This is a genomic window from Vibrio sp. SCSIO 43086, assembly GCF_051132235.1.
GTDB lineage: Bacteria > Pseudomonadota > Gammaproteobacteria > Enterobacterales > Vibrionaceae > Vibrio > Vibrio diabolicus.
The window spans coordinates 1,645,540-1,660,097 of sequence record NZ_CP072677.1; the positions used below are offsets into that span (position 1 = coordinate 1,645,540).

A 14,558-nucleotide genomic window follows, 5' to 3' on the forward strand; every position below is an offset into this window, starting at 1 on the left:
TTATCTCTCCACCAGCGCGACTTTACGGTTATACAAGTTCATTAATGCAGACGTAATCAAACTTAAGGTTAAGTACACGCCCATCGTCATCGCAATGATCTCAATCGCTTGCCCAGTTTGGTTCAGGGTAGTACCAGCAAAGACAGAGACAAGATCTGGGTAACCAATCGCCATCGCTAACGATGAGTTTTTGGTGAGGTTGAGATATTGACTGGTTAAAGGTGGAATAATAATTCGTAACGCTTGCGGAATGACAACAAGCTTTAAAGTTTTCGCGCGTGGTAAGCCCAGCGACATCGCCGCTTCCGTTTGACCATGGCTAACCGCATTAATACCAGAACGTACAATTTCGGCAATGAAGGAGGCGGTATAAACGCTCAGTGCCAAAAGTAGTGCAGCAAGTTCAGGAATAATGCTAATACCACCTTGGAAGTTAAACCCTTTCAGTTCAGGATAATTTAGTGAAATTGGCATACCAGCAAGGAAGTAGACAATCAGCGGAAGGCCAACGACTAAGCCTAAAGCTATTCTTCCCATTGGCGTTTGTTGCCCAGTTAGGCGTTGCTTGTTATTCGCCCATACATTGATCAGCAAGCTGGCGATCACCCCGAAGATTAATGCAGCAATAACAAAGCCACTGCCTGGCTCCATTTCTGGTGCTGGAAAATATAAACCACGAACATTCAAGAAGATGGCTTCGCCAAGGCTCAAGCTTTGACGAGGTGAGGGTAATGCTTGAAGAACAGCGAAATACCAGAAAAATATTTGTAGAAGAAGTGGGATATTTCGGAACGTTTCGATATAAACAGCAGCCAAGCGACTCACTAACCAGTTAGAAGAAAGGCGAGCGACCCCCATGGTAAAACCAATCACGGTAGCCAGAATAATACCTAATACGGAGACCAGCGCCGTATTTAGAAGGCCAATAATAAACGTTCTGCCGTAAGAGTACGTTTCATCGTATTCAATTAGCGTCAGCCCGATACCAAACCCGGCTTCTTGATTTAAAAAACCGAAACCTGTAGCGATCCCACGAGCATCTAAGTTATTCAGTGCGTTGTTAATAATCGTGTAAAAGAAAAATACCAGTGCAGCTATGGCAATGATCTGGAAAATAGCAGAACGAAAGGCGGGATTATAAATCAAGCTCTTGCTTCCGCTCGGTTTGGACATCGTACTTGGCGATGCATCTTTTGTCGGTTTCATACAGCGATAACCTCAAACCTTAGTTATAGATATCTGCCTGTATAAATAGTCACGTCCTTGCTGGTCGAAGCATGTTTTCACCAGAGCTAAACGGCGATATTCGAGTTGAAATAGCCTATCTAAGCGAATACTTCTTGCCATTCAATGAGCGGTCCTTACTCATACAGATGGATAAAATCAAGAAAAAGGGCGGCATGAACCGCCCTGATTAACTCGTTCTATCGGATTGGTGGCGCGTACATAAAGCCGCCTGCATTCCATAGCGCATTAACGCCACGAGAAATTTCTAACGGCGAACCAGTACCGACTGTGCGTTCGAAGCTTTCACCATAGTTACCGACTTGCTTGATAACTTGGTAGCCCCAATCATCACGAATACCCAAACCTTTGCCTTTCGGACCGTCAACACCAAGAATACGTTTGATGTTTGGATCTTTCGATTTCAGCATTTCATCCGCATTTTTCGAACTAATACCATACTCTTCGGCGTTAATCATTGCTGATAATGTCCACTTCGCAATGTTGAACCATTGGTCATCACCTTGACGAACGACGGGACCTAGTGGTTCTTTAGAAATGATTTCCGGAAGAACGGCTGCAGAAGAGGGATCTTTCAGGTTCAGGCGCAATGCATAAAGACCAGATTGGTCAGTCGTTAACACATCACAACGTCCTGCATCGAAACCTTTTGACGTTTGGGCTGCCGTATCAAATACGACCGGCTTGTATGACATACCGCTGTTACGGAAGTAGTCAGCAAGGTTCAGCTCAGTTGTTGTACCGGACTGTACGCAAACTGATGCACCATCAAGCTCTTTTGCGCTTGAGATGCCAAGATCTTTCTTCACCATGAAGCCTTGACCATCGTAGTAGTTTACCCCTACGAAGTTGAGGCCAAGTGCAGTATCACGATGCAGTGTCCAGGTGGTGTTACGAGAAAGCACATCAATCTCACCTGATTGAAGCGCAGTGAAACGTTCTTTCGCGGTTAGGGGTACATATTTAACTTTCGTTTTATCCCCAAGAACGGCTGCAGCCAGTGCTTGGCAATATTCTACGTCGATACCTTCCCATTCACCTTTTGAGTTAGGGTTAGAGAAACCAGGTAGACCGGTACTTACGCCACAAGTAAGAAAACCTTGTTTTGTGACTTTGTCCAGAGTAGTGTCTGCTGCTTGAGCTGATGTTGCCATCATCGCAGTAGAAGCCGCTACGACGGAAGCAAGAACTGTGAGTTTATTTGCCATTTGTATCCTTCCTGTATGATCCATGTTTAATCAGGAGTGACCTGAAATAACGTGTCCAATTCGTTAGAGTTATCGTCCTACGTGATTGATTTTCGAAGAAACGGTATTCGATAGATCAACCAGTTATAAGCGTAGGAAAGGATCTGTTAATTCTCAAATATATAATTTAAATGAAGTTTTGAGAGAACTTACAAAGCGCCTTGAGATTTAGAATGACGAAATGTTAATTGTTTGTAAATAGTGCAAATCATGGACAATTTGGTGCATCAGAACAATCAATAGAAGAGTGAACAATACAAGAGAATAAAAAGTTGTTATTAAAACTGTCATTAGCTGAGCTTGGTGAAGTTCAGTAAAAATTCGAACAAAAATTATTTGTGATACCGAAACAGGGTGATGAGCTTGCCCCATTTTTGGTAGCATGGTCTGCAACAGCTAATTAGAGTAATCATGGATTGAAATGCGATATTTTCCTCTGTTCTTAGATTTAATCAATAAACCCGTTCTTGTCGTGGGCGGCGGTGAAGTGGCAAGCAGAAAGGTGGAAGCGTTGCTAAAGGCAGGGGCGGATGTCACTATCGTTTCTCCAACGTTGGTCGATTTTCTGTCTAAGCTTGCTGCAGAGCATCAAGTGCGCTGGGTGCAACGTTTCTATTCAAGTGACATTGTCACTAAAAGCTTTGTTCAAGTGTGGGCCACGACAGATAATCCTGAGCTAAATCACCAAGTGTATAAAGATGCGAAAGAATTAGGCATCCTAGTGAACGTTGTGGATGATAAGCCTTATTGTGACTTCATTACGCCCTCTATGATCAATCGTGGCCGCATACAAATTGCTATTTCTAGTGGCGGCGCCTCACCAGTTTTAATTCGAAACATCCGTGAAAAGCTTGAATCGATACTGCCACAAAACATGGGGTTGATGGCGGACTTTGCTAACTCAAAGCGTAATTCGATTAAAGAAGCACTACCTAGCGTCGATTTACGTCGTAAGTTTTGGGAGCAATTCTTCTCGAATCCTGAGGTTGAAAACGCGCGAGATAATAGAGAGTTAGAAACGATTTACCAAGCGACCATGGCAACACCTTTGGATGAAAAGGGAAGTTGTACTTGGATACAGGTAGGGAAAGACGTTGAGATGTTGCCAATTAAGGCCGTGCGCTACATGCAACAAGCCGAGCTAGCACTTTACTCAACTCGATGCGAAGCGAACGTGCTAGAGCTAATACGAAGAGATGCAGAGCGAGAAGCTTTCTCCAGCGCAGCTGAACTCTCTGATATGTTGACCAAGGCTAAATCTGAAAAGCTTCGAGTTTGCGTGTTTATCCCTAAAGGGACGAGCGAGTTCTTATTGCTGCAAGGGCAGGACTTGGTGATATAACCACGTTAAAAAGTGGGCACTTGGCTTGCTCGATTAAAAGGCCAACAAAAACGCCAGCGAACTATGCGCTGGCGTTTTTAAACTAAGTTACTTCTCAGACAGATTAATCACGGAAGTTGTTAAACTGGAATGGTATGCCCATCTCTGCTTCACGAATCGCTGCCATTGTCGCTTGCAGGTCATCACGTTTCTTACCAGTAACACGTACCTTGTCGCCTTGAATAGAGGCTTGTACTTTTAACTTTGCGTCTTTGATAAGTTTCACTACTTTTTTGGCTGTTGGTGTATCGATACCTTGGCGGAAAAGCAGAGTTTGGTGCCAGTTCTTACCAGTTACATCTGGGTCCTGTGCATCCATTGCGTTTGCATCAATATTACGCTTTGCCAAGTGGCCACGTAAAATATCGCGCATTTGCTTAAGTTGGAAGTCACCTTCCGCAGACATTTTTACGTTTTCTTCTACTAGCTCAAAGCTCGCATTAACGTTGCGGAAATCGAAACGAGTAGACAATTCACGGTTAGCATTATCAACGGCGTTACGTAGTTCAACCGTATCGATTTCAGAAACAATATCAAACGATGGCATGAAGATTCCTTGATTATTTTGTTATAGGGACTTTCGGGATTTAACGGCGTTTGCCAGCATATCTAGCATTGTAGCAGTATCTTCCCAGCCTAGGCATGGGTCTGTAATAGATTGACCATACGTTAGGTTGTTGATGTCAGTCATTGGCTGATTGCCTTCAAGAATAAAGCTTTCAGCCATGATACCCGCAATACGAGTACTGCCTGACTTAATTTGGTTACAAATGTCTTGAGCAACGTCGATTTGTTTTCTGTGCTGCTTCTGACAGTTTGCGTGGCTGAAATCCACAACCAAACGTTGTGGCAAGCCAAACTCGGCTAGAGCATCACACGCTTGTTTTACTGACGCTTCATCAAAGTTAGGGCCTTTCTCTCCGCCGCGTAAAATAATATGACCATATGGGTTACCACTTGTACGGTAAACCGTCATGCGGCCATTCTTATCAGGAGAGTAGAAGTAATGCGAGGCTTTCGATGCGCGAATTGCATCAATTGCAATTTTTACGTTGCCATTTGTGCCATTTTTGAAACCAACTGGGCAAGACAGCGCCGATGCCATTTCACGGTGAATTTGCGATTCTGTTGTACGAGCACCGATCGCGCCCCACGTGATCAAATCCGCTATGTATTGACCAGTAATCATATCAAGAAACTCAGTAGCAGTCGCAAGACCAAGCTTGTTGATATCCAGTAGTAGTTTACGTGCTTTATGGAGACCAGCTTCAAGCGCGTAAGAGCCATCTAGGTTAGGGTCGGTAATTAAACCTTTCCAACCAACTACTGTACGAGGCTTTTCAAAGTAAGTACGCATCACGATAAACAGTTCGTCTTTGTACTTGTCTTGGATTTCACTCAGGCGAGTGGCGTAATCAATGGCAGCTTCAGTGTCGTGAACAGAACACGGACCTACAATCGCAAGAAGGCGATCGTCTTCACCCGATAAAATGTTTTCAATCTGACGACGAGATTGAGCGATACGGTCTGCAACGTCATCCGTAATAGGATGTACACTACCTAGCTCTGCTGGGGTAGGCATTGGACCCAAAGGTTGGGTTCTCAATTCATCTGTTTTTATAGGCATGTTATAGCTTTATTCTCTATTGCGAAGGGGTAAAGATAACGGAATTACAGGCAGGAATAAACCGTTTCACGGGAATCTTCGCCAGGAAATACCGAATTGTATACAAAGGTGTAGGTATTCATTTAAATGACTTATGTATAAATGACAAAACTTGATCATTAAATCAATATATATACATTTGAATTTATAACCATTTCATCTATCTCACCGTTAGGCAATCAAGATAACTGCGGCAAACCTCATGTTTATCTGTGTGACAATGTCACTAAATTAGTGGCTAAATAACTCGTGAGATCGAGCTTTTGTTAACATTTCTTTGACATCTATTTCTTTCGTTGATTAACTGGTCTGACTAGATTGGTAAGGAGACCAAAATGTTATCAGCTGTACGTCGTGCAAATTTGTACCTAAATCTATTTGGCTTTTCTAAAGTGCCTCTGATTTGGCTTTGTCATCCTAAGATCATTGCGATAGATAGCGAGCACGTTGAGGTTCGAATTCCTTTGCGAAGAAGAACAAAGAACCATTTGAATAGCATGTATTTCGGCGCTTTAGCTGTTGGGGCGGATGTAGCTGGTGGTTTTCTTGCTATGAGCAAGGCGCAAGAAAAAGGAGAAGCGATCTCTTTAGCATTTAAAGGCGTCAAAGCCGAGTTTTTAAAACGTCCGGAAGCGGATGTACACTTTGTGTGTAACGATGGTCATGTCATTGATGAGATGCTCGATCATACGTTGGCAACGGGTGAACGAGTGAATCGCGATGTAAAAATCGTCGCGTTGTGCCCTAGCTTACATGGTGACGAACCTATGGCAGAATTCTCGTTGACTCTTTCGATTAAAAAAGCAGCCCAACGAAGAAAAGAGGCTGCTTAGTGGTTTGCTGTTTTTAAAGAATATCGCTTTAATTGAGTTCAATCTGCTCAATCGAGACGATTTTGGAGCGGTTTAAGACCACTTTCCAACGGTAATAAACAGGCTCATCGGTGTGGTTGTCCTCTTTGACAATCACATTGAGCAAATGACGTTTCTCTACCGACTCTTTGGTCACTTGCCCTTCATTTAAACGGTAAACTCGGTTTGAGCTTTTATCCATCAAGCGGATGATAGGGCGCAAACTGATGTTCAGTGTTTCTCTTGTTTGCTCATAACCACTCAAGAATAGAGAGGTCGCCATTTCGGTTTTCTCGTGATAATGAAGTATCTGCTCTTCGCGCTGCACGACGCGCTTCTTACGTATTCTTTGAATCTTATCTGGCAAGCTACTTAACGTACGATAATCGAGCCACTCTAATTTTCTGCCGACCACTTTTTTCGTTGTTGGATCAACATACTTCTTACGCCACTTTGGCTTGCCTTTACGGATCCATCGCCACATCGCGTCGCGCAAATCATCTTTAAAGATTTCTCGTAGAGCATAAATAAATGACATCGCGATAATGAAGGACGCGGAAATTTCCCCAAGATAATCGCGAGCGAGAATCACGGTTGAGGTCACGACAACCATCACCAAGCCAGTAGCAATACCTTTGATAGCACGCTTGATGTTGTTACCCATTGATATGGTTTCTTCACGAAGCACGATAGGGTGTTCAATCAAGCGTCTTAGCAAGCGCATTTTGTTAGATAGGCGAGTCACGTCTTCAACGACTCTTGGAGAGTTGTACTTGTTGAGTTTTCGATGGGCTTGCTCTTTTTCACAGAGCGTGATCAAGCGTTTCTTAATCGTGCCATAATCGCCTTCACGGGGGAGATGAGCCACTAAAGACAAAAACTTTTGTTCGGTATACCAAGACAGGTAGTTATCGATGTTAACATAGTACCGTTTTAAGTTCTCTTCATAAGGAATAGAACGTCGCAAGCGCTTTAAAATCTCAAGCGTGAGCTCGATAACTTCGTCAACTTCATCTTCCGTTACGGAGTTGTTCTGATGCTTGTTTAAACTTGCTACCGCTTTGTCTAGCGCGATAACGTATTGGTACGCGAACAAACTCAAACTTACTCGGTATTGTTGATTCGACAGGCGTCCTCGTTTGGCAAGTCGACTGTGTACTAGCGGTAGAAGGATTTCAGTACTGTAATAAGAGCGTTGCTGTGTGATTGAAGTGTAATAAAATTCGGATTCACTGATGATATCGGCGTTTAAACCAAGCTCACCAGGTATAAAAAAGTAAATATCTAGGTCGACACTTTTGCTCTTTGCGAGTGCATGACTGATTTTTAATGTTATTGAGTCTTGTTTATCGACGGTGACCAAAGAAAGCTCCTGACTTTGTTAAAGCATTCTTAACTTATGCGTACTGTTGAGCAGGTAAGCATAAAAGTGCTAAAAGAGTGACTGGGGCATATAGCTGAACGACAACAGCATAACAGAGCACTATGCTTTTCTCTCTGATTTTCTTGTTAGTTTAGGTATAATTCCACGTAAATTTAAAAAGAGACAAAATCAATGATTAAAATTGGTCAAATTAACAGCTTAGAAGTCATTAAAAAGGCTGATTTTGGCGTATTTCTGGATGGTGATGATTACGGTTCTGTTCTACTGCCTAATAAGTATGTACCAGAAGGTACTGAAATTGGTGATCATGTAGACGTATTTTTGTACTTCGATTCAGAAAGCCAGCTTGCTGCGACCATTGAAAGACCTATTGCCCAAGTGGGTGAATGGGGCTTAATGAAGATTGAGGGCGTCAACGCGACAGGTGCTTTTGTAAATTGGGGCATCAAAGAGAAGGATTTACTTATTCCTTTTAGTGAGCAACGCACTCGCTTCTCTGCGGGACAAACTATTCTTGTCTATGTATATACTGACAAAGCGTCGGGCCGCATTGTTGGTACGACTAAGTTCAACAAATGGTTAGACAAAACTCCGGCGAATTATGAAGTTAACGAACAAGTTGATTTGATCATCGCAGAGCGCAGTCAACTTGGCTACAAAGCGATTGTTAACGGTAAGCATTGGGGCATGATTTTCCCATCAGATGTGTTTGGTAAGCTTTACATCGGTAAGAAACTGAAAGGCTTTATTAAGCAAATTCGTGAAGATGGTAAAATCGATCTCGCGTTACAAAAAGTCGGCGTGGCAAAAATGGACGATCTTTCTAGCAAGATTCTTGATCTGTTAGAGAAGAAAGGCGGCTTTTTACCTTTGAACGATAAGTCTTCTCCTGAAGCGATTTTTGATGCTTTCCGTACAAGTAAAGGTACTTACAAAAAGACCATTGGTGGATTGTACAAGCAGGGCAAGATTGTTATCGAGAAAGACGGTATTCGTCTGGCGTAGCCCAAACTCACGTATAGCGGATCGGCAGCCAAAAAAACGGCCCAAACCTTTCCTTTTTTTGGGCCTAGGGGAAACGGCTCCGCAGAGCCTGCGCTAAACTTTTTCCAACAATAATCTTGTTGGTGAACATAGAGAGAAATGCCATATCAAAGCATTACTTTGATACAACTAGTTTAGTACAGCGTATCCGGATCGCTAGCGAGCCCAGTTGCTTTCATACTTACGAATTAAAAAGCCATCGCAAATACGATGGCTTTTCATTTATTTATGATTCGTTACTTCTTTAAAATAAGTTCTTATCTCGTACTAATTCGCGAGGAAGACCATTCTTTATTCTGTTGCTTACCCACTTTCCAAGGCCAATGACTGCGCCTTGATAGGTGACAAGTACTTCGCCTTTACCTGTTTTCATTCCCTCAGGAATCGTTTGTGGGCGAACATCACGTCCCATGTACCATTCGCGCGCTTCTTCAATACTGAGTTCAATGGCGTTTGCCTCAGAGCCTGTCGCTAATGCCGTTGCCACCTGATGCTGCCAACGGTAGCCATTTTTATGGGCTTCCGCGATCTTGATACCCATACGGGAGAAGCGTAATTCGCCGATCATTGGCTCTAAAGAATTAGGGAACAACCAGACATCTTTATCGCGAAGCCATACAGAACTGTCATTCGGAAGTTCAATACCTAACGCACTTTGCAGCTGTTGGGCAATTTCAACCGATTCTTTTTTCGATGCTTTGGTAAACGGGAACTTGCCCATGCGCTTTTTGACCTTTGGTGGTTCAACAGCAGCCAGTTTACGAATTCTTGCAACAAAGAACCCTTCGCAGTCGTAGACCTGTGGAAAGATATGCAAAAAACCTTCTTCAGTTAGAGCAGCATTTGCGTTTTCAAACAAGGTCTCAAGGCTTTCAAACTCAACGGCATCACCAAAGGTTTCTTTCAAGTGATGACAAACTTGTTGGTTTTCTTCGGTACTGAGTGTGCACGTTGAGTAAACCATCACACCACCGGGCTTTAGTGCATGGAAGGCGCTTTCAATAAGATCTTTCTGTGTGTCAGCGATGTCGAGCACGGAAGCTTGCGTCCAGTTTTTCATTGCATCTTCGTCTTTGCGAACGGTGCCTTCGCCGGAGCAGGGCGCGTCGAGCAGAACCGCATCAAATTGTTCTGGTAGCCAACCGCCAAAAACGCGCCCATCGAAGTTACTTAGTGCGGCGTTACGTACACCACAACGTTCCACGTTGGCATGCAGCACTTTTACACGACTTGCGGCGTATTCATTAGCCACGAGAACGCCTTCATTGTTCATTAAAGCCGCGATTTGAGTGGTCTTTGATCCTGGTGCAGCTGCTGTATCTAACACGGCATCGTAAGATTCGTCATTCATAAACAGCGCAGATACTGGCATCATTGAACTGGCTTCTTGAATGTAGAATAAGCCTGACATGTGCTCTGCAGTGTTGCCTAATGGTACAACTGACTCGTCCGCTTCAATCCAAAACCCCGTGTCACACCAAGGCACAGGAGAAAGCTTCCAGCCTTTTGCGTCTGCACGTTCTAGAAACGCTTCAACACTGATCTTCAACGTATTAACACGAATACTTTTGCGCAGTGGCTTTTGGCACGATGCGATAAAGTCTTCCATGTTGAGGTGAGCAGGAAGGATAGTTTGGATTTTTTCCAGAAACGCGTCTGGGATGTAAACATTAGGATGCAATGTGGGATCTCGTTTGCAGAATTTGTGGCAAATAATATACGAAAGCGAAGCAGAAACGAATAGTGACAAGGGCCGAGCAATAAAAAAGAGCAGCGATTGCTGCTCTTTTAAGGTAATCAAACTTCAATTGTATGTGAATTGAGCTTTATTCTACGGCTTAGGAATCGCAGTACGCCATTGAGTCCAGCCTTCTTCAGCTTGTGGATATAAAAAGAAAGATTGCCCACTTTTTGCCGCTGGTGGAATAGTCGATTGCTCTGGCGTTGAAAACGCAATTCCTCCGCGAACTAAACTATCAAATGTGCCCGCTTTGATGTTCGCACCAGTAATTCCGATGGAGACATCTACTCCTGAAACATTCCAAAACACACTGTTTTGACGAACGAGGTAAGCATATTCAGGCTGTATCTTGATGGTCGTGACGACGCGATCTGCAAACTCTCCTAGGCTCACGTCGGTTACTTGGCCGACTTCCATCTGGCGGTAAAGAATAGGCGTTCCGACTTGTACTGAGCCTCGTTGTTCACTTTGTAAAGTAAACATTATGCCCTTAACACGTTCTGAACCGTTTTCCAACTGAAAATCAAATTTAGCTTTACCTTTACCTGGCTCAACACTGATGGATTTCGACACCAATGCGCCAAGGTTTTTCACGCCCCCTAAGCCAATCTCTGGCTCAGTTAGCCAAAAATGTGAGCCTTCAACCGCAATGTTTTCTACGTATTCAGGTAGGATTCTTGCGGTAATTTCAACCATATTGCGACGAAAATTTGGTACAACCAGTGTGACTTCACCAACTTTGACGCCTTGATACTCTATCGGCATTCCTTTGGCAATTTCTTGTGAGCCGTCTGTTTCTAACGCAATAACGCGTCCAAATTTGCGTGCGGTTTTTTGATCTGTATATAACTTCCAGTTGTCTCCAATTTTGTTTTCAACGCCAGGAACAGAGTCAAAAGCGATGCCACCTTCGATTAACGATTTTAAAGGGTGAGCTTTCACACTCACACCGGCTAGCGATGCATCTATCTCGATCCCTGAACGGTTCCAAAAGACGGTTTGCGGTGTTACGAGGTAAGCAAAGCGGTTTTCGATGGTTGCTTTAATTAACACACCGCCATCAACCAATTGGAAATCGGAGACGTTACCAACAGGAAGATTACGATAGAGCAGAGGGCTGCCTTTGGAAATCGGCGGCAATTCAGAAGCAAACAGTGTGAGTGCTCTAGAGCCACTTTGGTTGTACTGTGCTAATTCTGCCAATGATTCGTTTTGGAACAGTTGATACTCTTTTTGAATATCTTGCTTGCCTTCGCTTACAAAGCTAATGGACCCAGTTAACAACTGTTTTGCCGGAGGAACGGTAACGCTGAGGCCCGATTCCGTTAATTCTGCAGAGGCACTTCCGGTTACATAAAAACGGTTGTTTGATTTGATCAGGTGTTTGTATTCATGATCAATCAATACATCCATAAATACTTCATGTTGCGATTTTTTACCTTCTTCAACTAAGCCTACGTTGATAATTGAACCGACAACGATGCCTTTGTAAAGCACGTTGGCACCGCTATCTAGGCCAAACGAGTTGTCAGACACTAAACGAATAGCGATGGACTTTTCTTGCTGTTGGTTAAAAACGTTTTTACGAATGGCAGTAAAGCGGCGAGAGCGATCACCAGCACCTGGCACAATGGTTAAGAAGTTTCCTCTCACGAGATTGGCAATGTTTTCAACACCAGAGAGGGACACTTTTGCTTCTTCTAAGACGAATCGGGTACCTGTCGTCAGCATGTCACTGAAAGCTGGTTGAATTGCCGCTGACGCTAATATCACTTCTCGCCCTTCGGATAGGCTTAAGTCTGTAACTTGGCCAATCTCGATTCCGCGATACATAATGGGTGCGCCTTCGCCACTGATTTTACTGTCATCAGGGAGGACGATTTTAACAGCGATACCTCGACCTGCGGTTTTCAAATCTTTATACAGACGGAATTCAGTATTCTCTTCTACAGGCTCACCGTCATCCGGAGAGTCGACGGCGATCGCGCCTCCGAGTAGAGCACTCATACTTTCTAGCCTTACATCGACGCCTTCAAAACCGATGCTGGCACCGATTCCACTTACGTTCCAGAACCGACTGCGGTTGTTAATGATATGTCGGTATTGATCCTGAATGTTGGCTTGAATCGTGATAGATTTTGCGTCTTCATCCAGCTGGTAGCTGTAGACTTCACCGATTGGAATTTTCTTATAAACAATTTGAGATCCAATCGACACACCACCTAAATCGCGGCTTTTGAGTTTAATGTTCAAACCTTGTGAAACGCGCAAATCTGTTGGTGTAGAGTCTAACGCATGGAACGTTGTTTCAAACTCTTGACCATCTCCAGGTTGAATCGAAATGTAATTACCCGACACGAGCGCATCGAGCCCAGAAACTCCTGTTAGGCTTGCTGTTGGTTTTACCAGCCAAAAGCGAGTTTTATCGTTCAGCAATTTTGCCGCTTCAGGGTAGATATCGGCATCAACATAAATACTGCCGAGATCTTCAGTGAGGTTAATGTCTCTCACCATACCGACTTCTAGCCCTTGGTAACGGATAGTGGTTCGCCCGGCAACCAAGCCAGCAGCGTCAGAAAAATAGATTTGCACCCGTTGTCCTGCATCGTGTATCGACTTCACCACAAGCCAGCCAGCTAAGACCATGGTCAAAATTGGCAAAAGCCAAAGAGGAGATATGCCTTTGCTCCGCTTTACATCTGGTACGTATGACGTTTGAGAACTGTTCTGATCACTCATTCATTGACTCTTTTTCTGATTGTGTTGGGCCTGTTTGGTCCCAGATTAGCCTTGGATCAATACTTTCCGCTGCAAGCATGGTCAATACCACGACAACACCAAAGGCCACGGCGCCATATCCTGGTGTGAAATCAAGTATCTGACCACGATCGACTAAGGTCATCATGATAGAAATAACAAACAAGTCCATCACAGACCATTTACCGATCCATTTAACAACAAAGTAAACCATCATTCGTTGTCTCTTAAACACCGAACGTTTGAATTGAATGCAAAGCATGATGTAGGCAAGGCCAAGTATTTTTACAACTGGCACAACAATACTGGCCACAAAAATGATCACTGCGATGCCATACATACCGCTTTTTACCAACCCAGCTACGCCTGAGAAAATAGTATCTTCCAAACGTTTGCCATTGGTCAGCAAGATGGAAATAGGAATCAAGTTGGCTGGGAAAATCGCTATCGTTGCCGCAATGAGGTAAGCCCACGTCTTCTGAATGGAGTTGGGCTTGCGATGATATAACTCGTGGTGACAACGCCGACAATGGTCACCTTCAGGTTGAGACAGGTGGCACTCATGGCAATGCACGTCTTTGTGTTCAAAGGAATAAAGGCTTTCTGGTTTCCAGGCTTCCCAGTAACGACGCACACTGATTCGAGAAACTAACAAAACGGTAAATATCTGCAAAAGAACCAGACCAATTAACCCTGGGCCTACAAAAATGTCGGAATAATCTTGGAGTTTGAAGCAGGAAATGGCGATGCTAACTAAGAACACATCCAGCATTACCCAATGTTTCAAATGTTGAATTAGCCACAGTGAAATACGAAGCCCTCGAAACCACCGTTGATGCAGCGAGATATGTGCCGTAACCACTGAAACACAAACCGTCAGAGGCGCTAGAGAGCTACAAAATAGAATAAGCAGTGAAAGAAGAACAAAGCCTTCTTCCATCAATGTGATCATCCCCGAAGGTAGGGTTGCCGGAATCATCACACCAAAAAGTCGGATACTAATAAAGTTAAAAAAGTGTGATGGAATAAATAGCAGGATACAGGTTATCGCGACGGCTAAATTACCTGAGAGGCTAGGGCTACCGCCTCGATACAACTGTGTGCCACAACGAGGACAGTGTGCATTTTTTCCATTGGGTAAGTCGACGATATCGACAGGCAATTCGCAACCTTGGCACAAGCGCACATTATTTGGCTGCATGGCGTGCTTAGACAGAGAGGTCATAACGACCTCTCTAACTT

General features: G+C 43.8%; 12 protein-coding genes. 4 read left to right on the forward strand and 8 right to left on the reverse strand.

Annotated features, from left to right (window positions below):
* Entirely contained in the window at positions 1-1,206 is a 1,206-nt protein-coding gene (locus J8Z23_RS07565; RefSeq protein ID WP_006743259.1) for an amino acid ABC transporter permease, read from the reverse strand.
* A 71-nt stretch (positions 1,207-1,277) separates the two neighbouring features.
* Between J8Z23_RS07565 and J8Z23_RS07570 the strand changes: the two genes are divergently transcribed.
* A complete protein-coding gene (locus tag J8Z23_RS07570; protein WP_005396568.1) occupies positions 1,278-1,418 on the forward strand; it encodes a hypothetical protein in 141 nt (46 codons plus the stop codon).
* Positions 1,419-1,424: 6 nt separating this feature from the next.
* Here the strand turns inward: J8Z23_RS07570 and J8Z23_RS07575 are convergent, their stop codons facing one another.
* On the reverse strand, positions 1,425-2,453 hold the full coding sequence (locus J8Z23_RS07575) for an amino acid ABC transporter substrate-binding protein (protein WP_005396567.1): 1,029 nt from the start codon (positions 2,451-2,453) through the stop codon (positions 1,425-1,427).
* A gap of 460 nt (positions 2,454-2,913) precedes the next feature.
* Here J8Z23_RS07575 and J8Z23_RS07580 point away from each other — a divergent pair, with 460 nt between their 5' ends.
* Positions 2,914-3,834, forward strand: coding sequence for a precorrin-2 dehydrogenase/sirohydrochlorin ferrochelatase family protein (locus tag J8Z23_RS07580; RefSeq protein WP_006743261.1), 921 nt, complete (start codon positions 2,914-2,916; stop codon positions 3,832-3,834).
* A 103-nt stretch (positions 3,835-3,937) separates the two neighbouring features.
* Here the strand turns inward: J8Z23_RS07580 and J8Z23_RS07585 are convergent, their stop codons facing one another.
* Both J8Z23_RS07585 and J8Z23_RS07590 read right to left on the reverse strand, forming a co-directional pair.
* Positions 3,938-4,420 (reverse strand): YajQ family cyclic di-GMP-binding protein, encoded by a 483-nt coding sequence (locus J8Z23_RS07585; RefSeq protein ID WP_005377415.1) that lies wholly within the window; start codon positions 4,418-4,420, stop codon positions 3,938-3,940.
* 21 nt (positions 4,421-4,441) lie between these two features.
* Positions 4,442-5,500, reverse strand: coding sequence for a 3-deoxy-7-phosphoheptulonate synthase (locus J8Z23_RS07590; protein ID WP_006743262.1), 1,059 nt, complete (start codon positions 5,498-5,500; stop codon positions 4,442-4,444).
* A 374-nt stretch (positions 5,501-5,874) separates the two neighbouring features.
* Between J8Z23_RS07590 and J8Z23_RS07595 the strand changes: the two genes are divergently transcribed.
* Positions 5,875-6,372 carry a DUF4442 domain-containing protein gene (locus tag J8Z23_RS07595; RefSeq protein ID WP_012841801.1) on the forward strand — a complete coding sequence of 166 codons (498 nt, stop codon included), beginning with the start codon at positions 5,875-5,877 and terminating at the stop codon, positions 6,370-6,372.
* Between the two features lie 28 nt (positions 6,373-6,400).
* Here J8Z23_RS07595 and J8Z23_RS07600 read toward each other — a convergent pair whose 3' ends face one another.
* Positions 6,401-7,753, reverse strand: coding sequence for a hypothetical protein (locus J8Z23_RS07600; RefSeq protein WP_006743263.1), 1,353 nt, complete (start codon positions 7,751-7,753; stop codon positions 6,401-6,403).
* A gap of 192 nt (positions 7,754-7,945) precedes the next feature.
* On the opposite strand from J8Z23_RS07600, the gene J8Z23_RS07605 reads away from it, so the two are divergent.
* On the forward strand, positions 7,946-8,779 hold the full coding sequence (locus J8Z23_RS07605) for a CvfB family protein (RefSeq protein ID WP_005396561.1): 834 nt from the start codon (positions 7,946-7,948) through the stop codon (positions 8,777-8,779).
* 283 nt (positions 8,780-9,062) lie between these two features.
* Here the strand turns inward: J8Z23_RS07605 and rsmF are convergent, their stop codons facing one another.
* The 3 genes from rsmF to J8Z23_RS07620 all read right to left on the reverse strand — a co-directional run bounded on the left by rsmF (position 9,063) and on the right by J8Z23_RS07620 (position 14,541).
* On the reverse strand, positions 9,063-10,499 hold the full coding sequence (rsmF, locus tag J8Z23_RS07610; protein WP_046876211.1) for a 16S rRNA (cytosine(1407)-C(5))-methyltransferase RsmF: 1,437 nt from the start codon (positions 10,497-10,499) through the stop codon (positions 9,063-9,065).
* Positions 10,500-10,649: 150 nt separating this feature from the next.
* Positions 10,650-13,298 (reverse strand): MlaD family protein, encoded by a 2,649-nt coding sequence (locus tag J8Z23_RS07615; RefSeq protein WP_434635279.1) that lies wholly within the window; start codon positions 13,296-13,298, stop codon positions 10,650-10,652.
* Complete coding sequence (locus J8Z23_RS07620) at positions 13,291-14,541, reverse strand: paraquat-inducible protein A (protein WP_170891446.1); 1,251 nt, start codon at positions 14,539-14,541, stop codon at positions 13,291-13,293. Before J8Z23_RS07620 ends, J8Z23_RS07615 begins: the two co-directional genes overlap by 8 nt.
* Positions 14,542-14,558 lie beyond the last annotated feature (17 nt).